This window comes from Gluconacetobacter asukensis (assembly GCF_014174375.1).
Taxonomy (GTDB): domain Bacteria; phylum Pseudomonadota; class Alphaproteobacteria; order Acetobacterales; family Acetobacteraceae; genus Gluconacetobacter; species Gluconacetobacter asukensis.
Genome location: NZ_JABEQE010000021.1, coordinates 23,939 through 41,657 on the forward strand (window position 1 = coordinate 23,939; position 17,719 = coordinate 41,657).

At 65.3% G+C, this 17,719-nt stretch carries 11 protein-coding genes; 8 read left to right on the forward strand and 3 right to left on the reverse strand.

Annotated elements, in window-relative coordinates; translation table 11 throughout:
• Positions 1-6: 6 nt before the first annotated feature.
• Together ppsA and HLH35_RS17350 are read right to left on the reverse strand one after the other, a co-directional pair.
• On the reverse strand, positions 7-2,412 hold the full coding sequence (ppsA, locus tag HLH35_RS17345; protein ID WP_182980344.1) for a phosphoenolpyruvate synthase: 2,406 nt from the start codon (positions 2,410-2,412) through the stop codon (positions 7-9).
• A gap of 42 nt (positions 2,413-2,454) precedes the next feature.
• The gene (locus tag HLH35_RS17350; RefSeq protein WP_182980345.1) at positions 2,455-3,165 is read right to left on the reverse strand and encodes a CBS domain-containing protein; all 711 of its coding nucleotides are present in this window, start codon (positions 3,163-3,165) and stop codon (positions 2,455-2,457) included.
• 258 nt (positions 3,166-3,423) lie between these two features.
• Here HLH35_RS17350 and HLH35_RS17355 point away from each other — a divergent pair, with 258 nt between their 5' ends.
• From HLH35_RS17355 to HLH35_RS17375, 5 genes are all read left to right on the forward strand, one after another.
• On the forward strand, positions 3,424-5,355 hold the full coding sequence (locus tag HLH35_RS17355) for a DUF47 family protein (RefSeq protein WP_182980346.1): 1,932 nt from the start codon (positions 3,424-3,426) through the stop codon (positions 5,353-5,355).
• Positions 5,345-6,949: a PEP/pyruvate-binding domain-containing protein gene (locus HLH35_RS17360; RefSeq protein ID WP_182980347.1), complete on the forward strand. Its 1,605-nt coding sequence runs from the start codon at positions 5,345-5,347 to the stop codon at positions 6,947-6,949. The genes HLH35_RS17355 and HLH35_RS17360 overlap by 11 nt, the downstream gene beginning before the upstream one ends.
• Before the next feature lie 225 nt (positions 6,950-7,174).
• Entirely contained in the window at positions 7,175-10,441 is a 3,267-nt protein-coding gene (locus tag HLH35_RS17365) for an efflux RND transporter permease subunit (RefSeq protein ID WP_182980348.1), read from the forward strand.
• 314 nt (positions 10,442-10,755) lie between these two features.
• Positions 10,756-11,457, forward strand: a complete 702-nt coding sequence (locus HLH35_RS17370) for a response regulator transcription factor (RefSeq protein WP_182980349.1) — start codon at positions 10,756-10,758, stop codon at positions 11,455-11,457.
• Positions 11,447-12,862 carry a sensor histidine kinase gene (locus HLH35_RS17375; protein ID WP_246385192.1) on the forward strand — a complete coding sequence of 472 codons (1,416 nt, stop codon included), beginning with the start codon at positions 11,447-11,449 and terminating at the stop codon, positions 12,860-12,862. The genes HLH35_RS17370 and HLH35_RS17375 overlap by 11 nt, the downstream gene beginning before the upstream one ends.
• A gap of 97 nt (positions 12,863-12,959) precedes the next feature.
• Here HLH35_RS17375 and HLH35_RS17380 read toward each other — a convergent pair whose 3' ends face one another.
• Positions 12,960-13,811: a MurR/RpiR family transcriptional regulator gene (locus HLH35_RS17380; RefSeq protein WP_182980350.1), complete on the reverse strand. Its 852-nt coding sequence runs from the start codon at positions 13,809-13,811 to the stop codon at positions 12,960-12,962.
• A gap of 162 nt (positions 13,812-13,973) precedes the next feature.
• On the opposite strand from HLH35_RS17380, the gene HLH35_RS17385 reads away from it, so the two are divergent.
• Genes HLH35_RS17385 through HLH35_RS17395 form a run of 3 tightly spaced genes read left to right on the forward strand, consistent with a single transcriptional unit; the run spans position 13,974 to position 17,693 of the window.
• A complete protein-coding gene (locus tag HLH35_RS17385; RefSeq protein WP_182980351.1) occupies positions 13,974-14,972 on the forward strand; it encodes an ABC transporter substrate-binding protein in 999 nt (332 codons plus the stop codon).
• A 5-nt stretch (positions 14,973-14,977) separates the two neighbouring features.
• The gene (locus tag HLH35_RS17390) at positions 14,978-16,654 is read left to right on the forward strand and encodes an ABC transporter permease (RefSeq protein WP_182980352.1); all 1,677 of its coding nucleotides are present in this window, start codon (positions 14,978-14,980) and stop codon (positions 16,652-16,654) included.
• The gene (locus tag HLH35_RS17395) at positions 16,647-17,693 is read left to right on the forward strand and encodes an ABC transporter ATP-binding protein (RefSeq protein WP_182980353.1); all 1,047 of its coding nucleotides are present in this window, start codon (positions 16,647-16,649) and stop codon (positions 17,691-17,693) included. The genes HLH35_RS17390 and HLH35_RS17395 overlap by 8 nt, the downstream gene beginning before the upstream one ends.
• Positions 17,694-17,719 lie beyond the last annotated feature (26 nt).

Consider the following 17,719-nt stretch of genomic DNA (forward strand, 5'->3'; position numbering starts at 1 on the left):
CGCCGTTCAGGCCAGGGCGTCTTCGGCCTGGCGGACGATATCCATGGTGCGCAGCAGGCTGGACGGATTGACGCTGATCGAATCGATGCCGATGGCGACCAGGTAGCGGGCGATCTCGGGGTCGTTCGCCGGGGCCTCGCCGCAGATTCCGATCTTGCGTCCGTTGCGTCGGGCGCCGGTGACGGCCAGGCGCAGCATTTCCAGCATGCCGGGGTCGCGCTCGTCGAAATCGAATGCGACGATGTCGGAATCGCGGTCCACGCCCAGCGTCAGCTGGGTCAGATCGTTCGATCCGATCGAGAAGCCGTCGAATTCGGCGGCAAAGGAATCGATCTGGATGACGTTGTTGGGGATTTCGCACATCATGTAGACGTCCAGCCCGTCCTTGCCGCGTGCCAGGCCGTTGCGGCCCATCGCGGCCAGGACCTGCTCGGCTTCCGCCACCCGGCGGCAGAACGGCACCATGACGATCAGGTTGGTCAGCCCCATGGCCCCGCGCACCCGCGACAGGGCAGCGCATTCCAGCGCGAAGCCGTCGGCATAGGCCGGGTGGGCGTAGCGCGATGCGCCGCGAAAGCCGAGCATGGGGTTTGCTTCCTGCGGCTCGAACGTCGCGCCGCCGATCAGGGCCGCATATTCGTTGGTCTTGAAATCCGACAGCCGCACGATGACCGGCCGGGGATGGAAGGCGGCGGCGATCGTGCCGATCCCTTCCGACAGGGTGCGGATGAAATAATCGCCGGGTGACGGGCTGCCTGCCGTGCGTTCGGCGACCCGTTGCCGGTCGTCGGGTGTCAGGCGTTCGGGGTGCGCCAATGCCATCGGGTGGATGCCGATGGATTCGCTGATGATGAATTCCATGCGCGCCAGACCCACCCCCGCGCAGGGCATCATCGCGGTGCGGAAGGCCAGTTCGGGATTGCCCAGATTGACCATGATAGGCGTGCGCGGGCGCGGCAGGCTGCCGGCATCGGTGCGGGTGACCGTGAAGGGAATCTCGCCGTCGTAAATCTCTCCGCTCTCGCCCCCCGCGCAGGAGACCGTGACGCGCTGGCCCGCGTGCAGGACCCGGGTCGCGTCCCCGGTTCCGACGACTGCCGGAACGCCCAGTTCGCGCGCGATGATGGCGGCATGGCAGGTGCGGCCGCCATGGTCGGTCACGATGGCGGACGCGGTCTTCATGACCGCCTCCCAGTCGGGATTGGTCGAGGGCGCGACCAGCACGTCGCCGGGCTGGAAGGAGGCGAGTTCGTCACGGGTGGAAATCACGCGGACCGGGCCGCCTCCGATCTTCTCGCCCACGGCCCGGCCACGCGCCAGCACGGGGCCGCTTCCCGTCAGGGCATAGGTTTCCAGCATGGCGGCGCCCCGGCGCGAGGCCACGGTCTCGGGCCGCGCCTGGACGATATAGAGCCGGCCGTCATCGGCGTCCTTGGCCCATTCGATGTCCATCGGCACCGGGTGGCCGGCCTGTCGGGAATAATGATCCTCGATCAGCAGTGCCTGGCCGGCCAGGGACAGGGCTTCGGTATCGCTGATGCAGAATTGGCGCTGCCGGTCCGGCGGGGTTGGCACGTTCTGGGTGCGCGATCCGCCGGGGCCCGGCTCCAGGCCCATGGTCAACTGCTTCCGTCCCAGGACATGCCGCAGCACGGTGTGGTGTCCCTGGCGAAAGGTCGGTTTGTGGACATAGAATTCGTCCGGGTCGATGGTGCCCTGGACGATGTTCTCGCCCAGCCCGTAGGCGCCGGTTATCAGGACGATGTCGCGGAAGCCGGATTCGGTATCGAGGGTAAAGATGACGCCGCTGGAGGCACGGTCGGCATGGACCAGCTTCATGACCCCGACGGACAGGCTGACCTTGAAATGGTCGAAGCCGTTATTGGTGCGATACACGATGGCCCGGTCGGTGAAGAGCGAGGCAAAGCAGTGGCGGCAGGCCTCGAAGATCGCCTCGGCCCCGCTGATATTCAGGTAGGATTCGTGCTGGCCCGCGAAGCTGGCCGTGGGAAGATCCTCCGCCGTGGCGGAACTGCGGACCGCGACGGCGACATCCGGACCATATTGCGCTTCGAGGCGACGATAGGCGTCGGCGATGAGCCGACGTAGCGTTTCCGTGCCGGTGGCGGCGTAGACCAGCTCGCGCGCCTGGGCCGCGTTGCGGGCCAGCAGGGCGATATCGGTCGGGTCCAGAGGGTCCAGCAGGGCATGCAGGGCCGGCCAGGCATCTGCCGCGTCCAGCGCGTCGCGATAGGCGCGCGCCGTCAGGACGAACCCATTGGGCACCAGGATGCCCTGGGCCGCCAGCCCCCGGTACATCTCGCCCAGCGAGGCGTTCTTGCCGCCGACCAGGGGAACGTCGCCAAGCCCGATATCTTCGAACCATCGCAGGGAGTCTGAAGGCTCCGCCATCGCGTCGCTCCTGCTTTCCCGGCCGTGAGACGCCGCGATGCCTTACGGCAGGGAGGGTGGGGGGATGGTGACGCCCGCGAACGGGTCGATGCAGGTGATGTGGTCCACGACGGAGACGACCCCCTTCACGTTTTCCGCCGCCACGCGGGCGGCGGTACGCAGCCGTTCGTCCGTGACGGTACCGTCGAGGTCCACCACCCCGTTCCTGACATCGACGGTGATGGTGTTGCTGCCGCCCAGGTGCAATGCCGCCTGGTATTCCTTCAGGATGGACTGCCTGATGCTCTGGTCGTCGGATAGGGCAGGCGCGCCGGACATCAGCGGCAGCAAGGCGCGCAGCACGTCGCCGCGCGAGACCACGCCCACGAGCTGATCGTTCTTCATGACCGGCAGGCGCCTGACATGGTGCAGCATCAATGTGGCGATGGCATCGCGCAACGGGGTCTCGGGCCCGACGGATACGGGCCGCTGCGACATGATATCGGCAACCTTGCGGCCATGACTGTGAACATAGTCCTCGGCCTTGTGCCCTGGCGACCGGAACAGGTCGCCGAGCCACGAATGCCCGGCGGTTTCCAGTTCGCTCCGGCGCATGAGGTCGCCTTCGGTGAGGATGCCGACCAGTTGCCCCTTTTCGGTGATGACCGGCAACCCGCTGATCTTGTGCGCCACCATCAGCCGGATGGCGTCCGTGACGGATTGCGTTGGCGCGACACAGATTGCCGGCGAGGTCATGACGTCCTTGACCTGCATGACACGCGGTCTCCGCTGCGGAGTGGCCTGCCGGATATCGGCAGGCCACTGCATGAATGTTTTGGGTGCCCCCCTGCGGAATACACCCGATGACCCTAGATGCGCGTGTGCCGGCGCCTCTTCAATCGCACGCCGGGATTCGTGATGACAGGCGGCATATTGCATGCAACCGGACACCACAGCGGCGTTTAGGGACCATGTTCCCCCGCGACCGACATGGTCAACGGCCCGGCCGGCCTCCTGGGGAGGGAAGACAGAATGACCATTCAGAAGGAGGGTGTGGTTGCTGAGCTTGCGCCGGGCGCGCTGCTTCTGCCCAACCTGGTTGCGGACGGGCTGGCTGCGAATGGCCGCATAAAATTCGCGCTGAGCTGGCTGCAGGCCGTCGAGGCGGCGTCGGGCCGGGACGATCGGACGCCTTTTGCCGGTCTGGTGGCCGAGCGGACGATGGCCGGGCTGGACCGTGATCCGCTTTATGATGCGCCCGCCCTGCTGGAGCGAACCGGCGATGGTGTCCGGGTACCGGAGATCAGCGCGGTGATGGCGCGCCTGCGGGACGATCTGTCGCGTATGTGCGCGGCGGTGGAGGCGGGCGCGGGTGCGCGCCTGTTCGACCGTGCGGCGGCGGCCGTATTCCGCGAGCGCGAGGAGGCGCTTCGTGCGTCCCTTCATCTGGACGGCGACGTGCTGCCGGCCGGCCTGGTCTCGCGGCTGTCGCGCGTTTCGGGCGAGGATGAGGTGTCGTTCCATCGCCTGGTGATGGAGATGCACAAGGCCATCAACGACATCGCCGCCGGCCTGGCCGAGGCGGATGTTGCCGGTGCCCGCGCCTATCTTCTGGGCCCGGCGGACAGGGATCGCCTGGTCGCCTTCATGCATGGGCTGAATCGGACGGCGCCGCTGAAGTTCAACCATCCGGGGCTGGCCACCAACGCGATGCGCGACGGCGACCATATGACCATCCAGAACGATCTGGGCACGACCGACGCGCATGTGCTGATCGCCCAGGTCGAAGAGCGCCGCCTGACCATTATCCATAGCGATATTCACAAACAGCGTCTGGATTTTTTCCAGAGGCGCCTGCCCCGGTTTTCGTGGACGGTCTCCAACCGGCGCGCGCGGGGCATGGAGGATGATGTTTTCCTGGTCACAGTGGGAACGTTCGAGGCCCCCGACCTGGCCACGCTCGATACCGCGCTGGAGGAGCTGGGAGCGTCACTCGTCTTTCTCATCGACTGGAACAAGGCGCGGAAAAGCCTTGGCCGTTTCGTCACGCGACGGGAGGCGGTCGCCATTCTGGACTGGGCCGCCGATCATGAATATGGCCACCGTGCCTATCTGGAAATCGGCGGTGAGGCGGTGATCGAGGATCTGCTGGAAACCGTGTCGCGGATCAGCGGTGTCTCCTACACCTCCCTGCAGCGTGCCCTCGGCAGGGACGAGGCGACGGCATTCCTGCGGGAGGCATTGCGCATTGCCAGCGAGTCTCTGCGCGACGGCCGGTCGCCCTTCGTGATCCGCGATCTGTTGCAGGCGGAATTGATGATGCGCGTCGGCTCCGTGGCCGACCGCATTCTTGATGAGGCCGTGGACCATGCCGCGCTGATCCTTGACCTGGGCAACCTGGTGCATGCCACGCTGCTGGACGTTGTTGCGGACCCCGCCGGGGCCGCCACGCGGGCCAAGGTCTGGGAAGCCCTTGCCGATCGGCAGGTGGGGCGCATATGCGACCTGGCCCGCGACGGCAAGGTGCGCGCCTGGCGCATGATCGCCTCGGAGGCCGATGATGCGGCCGATACATTCGAGGAGGTGGCGTTTCTTCTGCAATTCCTGCCCCGCGACCTGCCTGTCGGGTTGCGCGAGCGGTTTCTGCTTCTGGTCGAGGGCGCCATCATGGCGGTCAGGGATTATGTCCGCCTGCTGTGCGCGCTGCGCAACGAGCACCGGACCGTCGCGCGGGGGGACATGCGCGCGTTCATGGGGTTGCTCGACCGGCTGCACGAGCATGAACACGCAACGGACGATATCCAGCGCGAACTGTTCACGCATCTGATGCAGGCGGATGTCGATGCCCGGCTGTTCCATGTCGCGACCGCCGTTGGCGGAGGGCTGGAGGAGGTGGCGGACGCGTTGCTGAATGCGGGTCGCCTCGTCTCGGATCATGCCGTGGGAGAGTGGTTTGCAACCTGACCCCATCCAGATCATCGAAGCGGGCGTATTGCCGCCCCCGGCGGGGGCGCTGTCCCTGCTTGGCGGGAAAGCCTTCAATCTTGTGGTTCTGGCCGCGATGGGTCTGCCCGTACCGCCCGGGTTCGTCCTGCCGACCTCGCTCTGCGCCCAATGGATCGCCGATGGGCCGCCGCCGATGGACGAATTCCGGGCGCGCGTCGCCGGCCCGCTGAGCCGTCTGGAGCAGGCGACCGGCCTGGCGTTCGGCGACGCGCGGCGGCCATTGCTGGTTTCGGTCCGCTCGGGTCCCCCCATCTCGATGCCCGGCATGCTCGATACGATCCTGAATGTGGGGCTGACGCGCACGACCCTGCCGGGGATGATGGCGCTGACGGGCGATCCCCGCCTTGTCTGGGACTGTTATGCGCGACTGGTCAGCTCGTACGGGCAGGTCGTGCACGGCCTGGACCCGGCGCCCTTCGCGGATGCATCGGCAAATGCCCTGCTGGCCGGGCAGGCGGGGGGCCTGTCCGACCTCGATACCTTGTCCCTGCGCGGTCTGGCATTGCGGTATCTCGATATTTTCGAGGACATGTCCGGACGGGCCTTTCCCGACACGCCCATGGAGCAGCTTCTGCTGTCGGTGGATGCGGTATTCCGGTCATGGGAGTCGGAGCGCGCGAAAACCTATCGGAGGATCAGGTCCCTGACGGACCTGCCTGGGACGGCGGTAACCGTGCAGCGCATGGTCTATGGCAATTCGGGACCGAAATCGGGATCGGGCGTGGGATTCACGCGTGATCCTGCGACGGGCGAGAAGCGGCTTTATCTGGATTTTTCCTTCAATGCCCAGGGCGATGATGTGGTGTCCGGCCGCAGGCGTGTCACCCCCGCCATCACGCTGTCCCGCATCATGCCGCAGGTCGCACAGGGCCTGGAGCATGTCGCCCGGCAGATGGAAGACAGATTCCACGATATGCAGGATTTCGAATTCACCGTGGAAGACGGGCGGCTTTTCCTGTTGCAGACCCGCTCGGGCAAACGGTCCGCCTGGGCGCGGCTGAAGATCGCCGTCGATATGGTGCGCGAGGGCCTGATCGGCGTCGAAGAGGCGCTGCGGCAGCTGGAAGGGCTGGATTACACCGCGATCACGCGCCGGTGCGTGGTGGGCGCGCATGGCGATGCGATTGCCAAAGGAACGCCGGCCGGGATAGGGGCCGCGACGGGTGCCATTGTCATGAGCGCGGATGGCGCCCGGCAGTTTGCCCGGCAGGGGCGGCCGGCCATCCTGGTCAGCAATGACCTCCTGACCGAGGATATCGAAGGGATCGCCAGTGCCGAGGGGCTGCTTGCGGCGCATGGCGGCCGTACCAGCCATGCGGCGGTCGTGGCGCGCGAGCTTGGCAAGGTCGCCATTGTCGGATGCGCCGACCTGGTGGTTGCGCCCGACCGGAAAAGCTGTGTGATCGCGGGAAGGCGTTTCGACAGCGGGGCGGAGATCACGCTCGATGGGGAAAGCGGCTGCATCTATGAGGGACGTATCACAATCGACGAAGTGCGCCCATATGATGAACTGGCGACAGTGGAAAGCTGGATGCGGGCGGGCCCGACATGACGCCCGGGATCGCGTTCCCGTCAGGTTAAAACGTCCCAATGCTGAAAAGGCGGACCTGGGTCGGTCATGTAAATGAATATCGCTGAGCCGGTTGGGAAGATTTTAGGGTTCATGTGCTGGACGCACAATATTTCGGGACGGACATTCCCTGTCGGAAGACGATGACCACCACCCTGGGATGCGCCGCATCCTGCTGTCTACCCGGTGGAATCCAGAGTATGCGCGATGTTTCTGACGACTGTCTTTATCCGCCGGCCTGTGGCGACCACATTACTGAGTGTGGCCTGCATTCTGTGCGGCGTCGTCGGCTATATCGCGCTGCCCGTCGCGGACCTGCCGAATATCGATTTTCCCGTCATCCAGGTTCAGGCCCAGCAGGCCGGAGGCTCGCCCGAGCAGATTGCCAGTTCCATCGCCGAACCGCTGGAGCGGCATCTGGGCAGTATTGCCGACCTGACCGAGATGACGTCCCAGTCCAGCCAGGGGCAGTTGCGCGTCACGCTGCAATTCGCCCTTTCGCGCGACATCAACGGTGCGGCGCGCGACGTGGAAGCCGCGATCCAGGCGGCACGGGCGGATCTGCCGACCACGCTTCGCCAGAATCCGAGCTATTCGAAGGCCAATCCCAACGGGCCGCCATCGCTGATCCTTGCGCTGACGTCGGATACCTACACGCTGCCCCAGCTCTACGATCAGGCGTCCAATCTCATCCTTCCGCGCCTGGCGCAGGTGAAGGGGGTTGGGCAGGTGCAGGTCAGCGGCAGCGCCCTGCCTGCCGTGCGCGTCGAGATGAACCCTTTGCCACTGTACAAGTTCGGCATCGGGTTCGAGGATATCCGCGCGGCCCTGGCTTCGGCGAACGCCCATACGCCCAAGGGCTTCATCGACCAGGGGGACAGGCGCTTCATGCTGGAGACAAACGATCAGGCGCGGAGTGCGCAGGCCTATCGTGACCTCGTCGTCGCCTGGCGAAACAGCCGGCCGGTACGGCTGACGGATATCGCGCAGGTGGAGGATGGCGTCGAAGATGTGCGCAATGCCGGCTATTTCGACCGCAAGCCCGCCATTGTCGTGCAGGTGTTCATGCAGGCCGGGGCGAATATCGTACAGGCCCTCGACCAGATCAACATGACGCTGCCGCGTCTCCAGGCTTCCCTTCCGCCGGGGATCGACCTGCAGACGGTCATGGACCGTTCGCTGACGATCCGGGCATCTTTGGCCGACACGCGCATGACGCTTGTCCTGTCCGTCCTGCTCGTCGTGCTGACGGTTCTGCTGTTTCTCGGGACATGGCGGACGACATGCGTGCCGGCGCTGGTCATTCCCACGTCCATCATGGGCACGCTGGGGGTAATCAGCATGCTGGGCTATTCGCTCGACAACATGTCCCTGATGGCGCTGACCATCTCGACCGGATTCGTGGTCGATGACGCCATTGTGGTCATGGAAAATATCAGTCGCCATGTCGAAAAGGGTACCCCGCCCTTTGAAGCCGCTATCCGGGGGGCGGGTGAAGTCGCCTTTACCGTCCTGTCGATTACCCTTTCGCTGATCGCGGTCTTTCTGCCGATCCTCCTGATGGGAGGGATTGCCGGCCGCCTGTTCCATGAATTCGCCATGACGGTTTCGGTCAGTCTCCTCGTTTCCCTGTCATTGTCCCTCAGTCTCACGCCCATGCTCTGTGCGCGGATCGTGCGGGCCGGTCCGCAGGCACCGGGGCGGTTCGCGACCCGTCTGGAGCAGGTCCATGACAGGGTATTGCGTGCCTATGCAGGCAGCCTTGAATGGTCCCTGCGTCACAGGCGCATCATGGTGCTGACATTGCCCGCAACGGTCGGGTTGACGATCGTGGTCTATACGCAGATGCCCAAGAGCCTCTTTCCCGACGAGGATACCGGCATGCTGCTGGGCCGCGTGATGGGGGACCAGGTCATTTCGTTCCAGGCGATGACCAGCAAGATGGACGAGGCGCAGGCCGCGCTTCTGAAGGACCCGGATGTGGCGGCCGTGGCCGGCTTTCTGGGCGGTCGCGGATCTTCGAACCAGGGGAATATCTTCATTCGCCTGACCGACAAGTCCCGGCGCCCCTATCCGCCGTCGACAACCATCGCCCATCTGAACCGGCGGCTGGCGAGTATGACGGGCGCCCGCTTCTTCGCCCTGCAGCGCGGTGCCATCCGCATCGGCGCGCGGCCCAGCAACGCCGCCTATCAATATACGCTGCAGGGCGACAATCCGGCGGAACTCTATGACTGGACCCAGAGGCTGACGACCGCGCTGACCCATCAGGCGGCCCTTATGGATGTGTCGTCCGACGTGCTGCTGGGCGGACAGGCGGTGAACGTTGCCATCGACCGGGATCTGGCAGCCAGGATGCAGCTGACGCCGCAGCTTGTCTCCAACATGCTGTTCGACGCCTATGGGCAGCGCGCGGCGTCCGTCATCTATAACAGCCTGAACCAATATCGCGTGGTCATGGAGGTCGACCCCCGTTTCTGGCAGGACCCGTCTTCCCTGCGGCAGGCGTGGATCAGCACTTCCGGCGGCAGTCCGCCTGGCGGCACGCAGTCCAATACCGTGCGGGTCCGCATAGCCGCGGCGACGAGTGCCGCGAGCGCGCAGGGTGCACAATCCTTTCTCAACCAGATCGCCAACACGCTGGCGGGCGGTCGCTCGGCCTCGACCGGATCAGCCGTATCGACCGGCGCGGAAACGATGGTGCCGCTGACCTTCGTCACCCGCACCACGGCGGGTCTGACGCCGCTTGCCATCAATCATCAGGGGCAGGAAGTCGCGACCACCATATCCTTCAACCTGCCGACGGGCGTCCCCCTCGGCCGGGCCATGCAGGTTGTGGATGCGCAGGTTCGCGCCCTGCATCTGCCCCCTTCGATCCATGGTGCGTTTGTCGGGAATGCCGCGCAGCTGCAGAGTTCCTCCAGCAGCGAGCCGTTGCTGGTCGTCGCCGCGCTGGCGGCGGTCTATATGGTGCTGGGCATTCTGTATGAAAGCTACGTCCATCCGCTGACGATCCTGTCGACCCTGCCCTCTGCCGGGGTGGGCGCGCTGGTGGCCCTGTGGGTGTTCGGGGAGGATTTCTCGCTGATGGCCATGATCGGCGTGATCCTGCTGATCGGCATTGTCAAAAAGAACGCCATCATGCTGGTGGATTTCGCCCTGGATGCCGAGCGCGAACGTGGCGTCCCGCCCGAGCAGGCGATGCGTGAGGCCTGCCTGCTCCGGTTCCGCCCGATCATGATGACGACATTCGCCGCCGCGCTGGGGGCGCTGCCGCTTATCCTGGGACATGGCTATGGCGCGGAGCTGCGGCGGCCGCTTGGCATCGCGATCATCGGGGGGCTGGCTGTCAGCCAGGCACTGACACTTTATACCACGCCGGTCATCTATCTCTATCTGGGCCGGGTGGCGCTATATTGTTCATCCTTCGGTCGGGCCCGGAGGAAATTGTCCCCGGTAAATATGATACGATAATCGCCATGGCGTGCCGCCTAGAACGCACCGTACCAGACAACGAGGACCACGCCGGTCAAGACAGCATAAAAAAGAGACGCCAAAGAGGCGGCGAGACGGACGTCCATTGTCGTTTCCGATGGCATAAACCTGTCGGCATCTTCTTCCAAAGCGTTGCAATCGAAAAATTAACAAATGCCAACCAGGGCCGCTCAGGCCATTACTGGTGCTTTCTCCGCGGGTTCTGCTGCTACTATGCCGCGCGTTTCGTCTGGCTGGCGGCCTGACGGACAACAGCAAGGAGGAGAGACAAGCCAGATGATCTTTCTGTTTCGATGGCCCTGACTGCGCGCGCGCGCCTGCTTCTGGTCGAGGACGACCCGGCGACGGCGGCGTATCTGCGGGAAGGCCTGGCGGAGCATGATATCGATGTCTTTGCTGTCGCGAACGGGCCGGACGGATTACGGCGTGCCCTTTCGGAGCGATGGGACATCGTGATTCTCGACCGGATGCTTCCGGGGATGAGCGGGTTGGAGATCCTGACCCAGATGCGTGAACGCGACATCATGACGCCGGTGCTGTTTCTGACGACGATGGACGGGGTATCCAGTCGCGTCCGCGGTCTTCGCCATGGCGCCGATGATTATATGATCAAGCCGTTCGCGCTGCGGGAGCTTGCCGCGCGGGTGCAGGTATTGCTGCGCCGGTTCACGCCGGGCCAGCATGTGACAATGCTGTGCGTCGCCGATGTCGCGCTTGACCTGTTGACCCGGGAGGTCACGAGGCGTGGAGAAAAGATCCATCTGCAGCCGCAGGAGCTGAAGCTTCTTGAATATTTCATGCGCAACCCCGGAACGATGATTTCGCGCCGGATGCTGCTGAAGGATGTGTGGAACATGGATTTCCCGGTTCGCACGAATATCGTCGAAACGCATCTCTCCCGGTTGCGGGAGAAGCTGGGGCGACATGACAGGCCGCTGATCCATACCATCAAGGGGGCCGGCTATGTGATGAAAGAGTCCGACCTTGACCCCTAGGCGTGGGATCGCCGCGATCAGGCAGATTGCCGGCACATCCTCTTTCCGGATCGTGACCAGCTTCGTCGGCTTCTTCCTGCTCTCCGGCATGCTGATCACCATCCTGACGGGATTTCATAACCAGCATCTGTTCGAGCGCCAGATCCGCCGGGCGATCACCAACGAAGGCGAAGAGACCTTTGCCGCGGCGGGACAGCCCGATGTCAGCCATTTTCTGCCCGTGGTGAAAGCCCTTGTCCGGAACGAGCCGGGATTCTTCTATCTTTTGCAGGACAGGGAACAGACCGTTATCGCGGGCAACATGCTGCATCTGCGGCCGGTCACCGGGCCGCGATGGCTGTCCTGGGCGCATCAATTGTCCCCGGATTCGCATCGGGTCGCGGTCTATGGTGAGGGATATCGACTCTCCGATGGTGGCTATTACTTTGTCGGGATCGACGCGTCGCAGTTGACACAACTGAGACATGATCTGTGGAACACGGTTGCCTGGAGTTCCCTCGGCTTCATGATCCTGGGCCTGGCCGGTGGCATGCTGCTGAGCAATGCGGTCCTGAAGCGGATCGAGAGCATCAGCATGACGGCGCGCAGCATCATGCGCGGCAATATCGCGCGCCGTATACCGCTGCGCGGTACGGGCGACGAGTTCGACCATCTGTCGCAGAGCCTCAATGCGATGCTGGGGCAGAATGAAACCCTGATCGTCAGCCTGCGCCAGGTGTCGAACGATATCGCCCATGACATGCGCAGCCCCCTTTCACGCCTGCGGCACAGGCTGGAGAGGGCAAGGGATCGTGAAGAGACGGTCGATGGGCTGAGAGACCAGATCGATCTTTCGATAGATGAACTCGACAGGGCGCTGGAGATTTTCGGCTCGCTCCTCGACCTGGCCCAGATCGAGGCCCGGACGCAGAGTGACGAGTTCAGTGCGGTGGATCTTGTCGTCCTGGTCAGCGAAATGGTGGAGGTTTATCTGCCGATCGTTGAAGACCATCGGCAGACTCTGCGCGTGAGGCACCCGCCTGAGGCGATCATGATGGGGCAGCCGGTTCTGCTGCGCCAGATGCTCGCGAATCTTCTGGAAAACGCGATTCATCACACACCGTCGGGCAGCACGATCATGCTTGAGGTCTCGGTCGGGGAAAGCGGTGTGCAGCTTATCGTTTCCGACAATGGCGGCGGCATTCCCGCAGGCGATCTTGAGCGGGTGTTCGACCGTTTCGTCAGGCTCGATAACAGTCGTTCGGAAGCGGGGAATGGATTGGGGCTCAGCATGGTCCGCGCGATCGTCCATCTGCATGGTGGCGCCATCACATTGACCGATAACAGGCCAGGCCTGCGCTGCCTGATCACCCTTCCATGCGAGAACAGGGCACGCATCCAGGCCGGTCAGTCCCCCGGGCCATGACCAACTGTCGCGCGACGCTATGTAAAATCGCCTGGAATCCGCCTCCGTCCTCTTCCGGACCGTTCTTGCCTGCCAGCGCGCATTTCCAAAGAATTTCTCAGAACCGTTCGATCTGATTCCGGAAATCGTTCAGGCGGTCCAGTGTTGCCACTGTATGGTCGCGACGGGCGACCGACAGGCCGAAGGCAATGGCTTCCAGAACGGCCACTGTCGCTGAATGCAGGGCGATATGTTCCTCCTTGCCGCGCATTGCCGACACGATGACGGTGCCGGGCGGCACATCGGCCGCCGCGATCCGGTCGGTGACCAGCACGGCCGGCAGGCCCATTCGCCGGGTTTCGCGAAACAGGAGCGCGATTTCGCGATACAGCGTCCCGTAGGCCATGATGATGATGCCGTCGCCCGGACGCAGCGCGACCAGATCGTCGGCGAAGGCGCGGCCGGTGGTGCCGATCGGCAGGCTGGTGAGGCCGTTTCGGTTCAGGGCCCGGCAGATATAGTCGGCCAGTCCCCTGGAGGGACCGATGCCGAAGACCACGATGCGCGGACAGGGATGCAGCGCCCGCACGGCATCGGCGATATGCCGGCGCGTGGCTGGATGTTGCAGGGCGGCCGCCATGTCCGCATGGGTCTGCAGGATGCCGCCGACTGCGTCGTCGAGGTCCGAACCGATATCTTCGATCGTCCTGGATAATGCCGATGCCGGGTCGCGCGCATGCGTCAGGCTGGCGATCAATGCGGCACGCAGGGCCGCCAGACTGTCGAATCCCATGGCCTGCACCGAGCGGATCACGGTCGCATCGGAGGTGCCGATCCGTTCGGCCAATTCGGCCGCGGAACTGGCCAGGGCCAGAGGACGGTTGGCGTGGATGAACTGCACGACCCGACGCGCCATCGGGGTCAGTCCTGAGTCGGGACGCAGGCTCTCGGCGATCGGGTCGGGTTTCAAGACGTTTCGGGCCTCCGGATTCGTCACGAACGAGCCGACATAGCAGGCGGGGCAGGTCGGGACACCAAGTTCATCAAACCTTCATTCCGTAGTGTTTGCGACAATTGTAGAGGAATTACGTTGCATCGGCTACGGAGTGCGGATCAGGATGACGGGACCGACATGACAGGCGTGCGTGTGGCTTCCATCGCGCTGCTGCTGCTGGTTCTGTGGTGTCTGGCCAGCCTGACGGGCGGGCGTGGGCCGGGGCTGGTCATTTACAGCTCGGTCGGCGCGGCGCCTGCCATCGCCGCCGCCTATGCCCGCGAAACCGGTCGGCCGGCAACCGTGCTGGTGATGTCTGGCGGCATGCTGCTGGCGCGCGTGTCGGCCGAGGCGCATCATCCGCGCTGGGACGCAGTGTGGTTCGAGGGCGACGATGGCGCCGTGGCCCTGGATCGGGCGGGCCTGCTGGCGCATGGCACGGCGCCGGAGCTGGACTGGACGCCGACCGGACGAGACCTGCTGCCGGCTGACAGATCCTATGAGGTGACCGGCTTTACGCTGGCGGGCGTTTTCCTGTCGCGCCGCGACCAGGGCCACGCGCCACGAAACTGGCGCGATGTCATGGGGGCCGCGCGCGTGGGGATGGCCAATCCGGCCTTGTCCGGCCCGGCCTATCCGCTTCTGGCCGGGATGCTGGCGTTGAATGGCGGCTGGCCGGCGGGACAGGCGGCGTTGCGGCGGATGGTTGCGGGTGGGCTGCTGGTCGGGCCCTCCAACCCATCGGTCCTGGTGGCGCTGCGGGCGGGGCGGATCGGGACCGCGATCGTGCAGAGTACGGCAGCGATTGCCCTGGCACGCGCCAATCCCGACTATGTCGTTGATATTCCCTCTCCGGCTTTCGTCCTGCCCGCGGTCGCGGCGGTGGCGGCGGACCGGCCACCCGCCCGCCAGCAGGAGGCTGCGTCTTTCCTGCGTTTCATCATGCGCCCCGATATCCAGTCCCGGCGCATGCGCCTGCCGGGTGCCGAGCGGTTGTTCTGGCCCGTGACCGCCCGGCCCACCCAGCCCGACCTGCCGGATGCGGGCGGGATTGTCCTCTCGCATCCGGACCCGGATGTCTGGGGACCGCGCCAGGCTGACGTGACCGGGTGGTTCCAGCAGGAAATCATGCGGTGAGCGGCATGCGGCGTTTGATCGGCTCCATGGGAAGCTGCGGGCCGTCGGTGCTGTTCGGTGCCGTTATCGCGGTCAGTTTCCTCTATCCGCTGGCGCGTTTCCTGCTGCTGCCGCTGATGCCGGACCTGGCGCCGCTGCCTGGTCTGGGGGCGGCGTCCGGCCTCGGCCTGTCATCGGGGGCGCTGTGGAACACCGTGCGGCTCAGCACCGAAGCCGGGCTGCTGGTCATTCCGCCGGGGCTTCTGGTCGGTTTCCTGCTGGAACGCCGGCGGTGGCGTGGGGCGGGGCTGCTGTCCGCGGCGCTGTGGGGCGTGTTCCTGATGCCCAGCTACCTGTTGACCATGGGCTGGCAGATCGTGGTGGCCGTGCCGTTCCTGGCCGATGGTGCGGCCGGCCGTCTGTTCTATGGCGAGGCGGGGATCGTTGCGCTGCTGACGGTCAAGGGGCTGGCTTTTTCGTCGGTGGCGGCACGTGCGGGATGGCATGCGGTCGGTGCGGACATGGACGCGGCGTCGCGCGTGCATGTGCCTGCGGCATGGCGGCGCGCCTGGCTGACGCTGCGGCTTCTGCTGCCGGTATCCGGCAGCATGTTCATGGTACAGATGGTGGCCGCATCACAGGATTTCGGCATTGCGGCGACCCTGGGCGCGCAGGCGCACATGCCGCTGGTCATCTATGCCATCTACCAGGATCTCTCGACCGTTCCGCTGGATTTCACCCAGGCTGCCCGGCTGAGCTGGGTTCTGGTGCTGCTGGCCCTGGCGGCGCTGGCGATGCAGGCCGCGCTGGCACGGCGCGGCATGGCGACCGCCGGGGGGTATCGGCACCGCCCCGACGTCGTGCCCTGCGGCCGGGGCATGACCGTGCTGGCGTGGTTTCTGACGGTGGGCATCCTGCTGGCGGGAGTGGTGGTGCCGCTGCTGGCCCTGGCGGTGCAGGCCATGGGTGACGCCGGCGCCGGCGATGAGCTGCTGATCGACGGGGAAGGGTGGCGCGGGATCGGCCTGTCGCTGCGCTATGCTTTCGTTTCGGCGGTCTTTGCCGTTCTGCTGGCTGCTCTCATCCTGGGCGGGCGCATGCGGGCCGACGGTTCGGGGCGTGTGGTGGCGCGCATGCTGCTGTGGCTGACATCGGCCAACATGGCGGTGCCGGGCGTCATACTCGGTGCTGCCTATGTGATCGCGTTCAATGGCCGCGTCCTGTCCCTGTACGGCACGCCGGCCCTGCTGATCCTGGCTTATGCTGCCAGCCATCTTCCGATCGCCATCCGCTTTCTCGATGCGCCGTTCGCGCACCTGCATCGCGGGCTGGGGGAGGCTGCGCGGGTGCATGGGGTGTCGCTGGTGCGGCGGGTGGAACGGATCTATGTGCCGCTGCTGCTCCGGCGGCTGACCTGGGCGTGGGGCATGGTGTTCGTGACGTTGTTCTTCGAACTGCCGCTGTCGGAAATCCTGTACCCTGCGGGCAGTGCGCCCCTGGGGGTCAGGCTGCTGTCTCTGGATGATACATTGCACTACGGTGCCGAGGCCCGGTTGGCGCTGGTCGCGATGGGGATCTGCCTCGCTGTGACGGCGGCTGCCATCGTCCTGGTGCCTCGTCTGGCGACTGGTTCCGGACCGGAACGGACGCGTGGGGCCGGAAACGCGTGGAAAGCCCAGACCCTGGAGCAAGAGAATGTCTGAAAACATCCTGTCGCTGGATGGAATCGTGAAATCCCATGGTCGGACAAGGGTTCTGCGCGGCATTACCCTGGATGTTCCGCGCGGGCAGTTCGTGCTGCTGATGGGCGGTTCCGGGTCCGGCAAGACGACCTTGATCCGCCTGGTCGCGGGGTTGGAACGGCCCGATGCAGGGTGCGTGACACTGCGCGGCAGGCGGGTCGACAGTCATGCCGACGGTATTTTCGTGCCGCCGGAACGGCGCGGGCTGGGCATGGTCTTTCAGGATTATGCGTTGTGGCCGCATCTGACCTGTCTGGACAATATCGTGACGGCCATGCCCGGCCGCGGGCGTGACCGGGGGGAGCGGGCCCGCGCGCTGTTGCGTGACGTGTCCATGGCGGGGCTGGAGGGACGCTATCCCGCGCAATTGTCGGGCGGCCAGCAGCAGCGGGTCGGCCTGGCACGGGCGCTTGCGGCGCGGCCGGACCTGCTGCTGCTGGACGAACCCTTGTCCGGGCTGGATGTCGAGGTACGCGGCCGCATGCGCGACCAGATCCGCCGCCTGGTGCGCGAGACGGGATGTTCCGCACTGTTCGTGACCCACGATCCGGTCGATGTCTGGCGCCTGGCCGACCGTGTCCTGATGCTGGAAGGCGGGCAGATCGTGCAGGATGCCGCGCCGGACGGGCTGTACCGCCGCCCGCTTTCGCCGCGCATCGCGCGCATGACCGGCGCCGAGGGCGCGTTGCCGGTCATGCTGCGCCGCCGTGACAGGCAATGGGGGTTCGACGGTGCCGGCGGGTTTCAGGACGTGACGCCGGTCGGTGTGGACAATGAGGGACCGGCTTGCGCCTATCTGCGTCCCGAAGGTGTGCGGCGGGGGGCGCGCGGTCATGTCGCGATGCGGATGGACATGACGTTCGAGGCGGGGCGCTGGCGCACCCTGTGGCATCTGCCGTCCCTGGACTGGTCGGTGCATAGTCTGGAGGCCGAGAGCCCGCCCGAGCAGGCTTTTCTGACGTTCGACGGTCAGCATCTCTTCGCCTATCCGGCGTCCTGAGTCGTGTCGAACCGAACGGGTGGTAT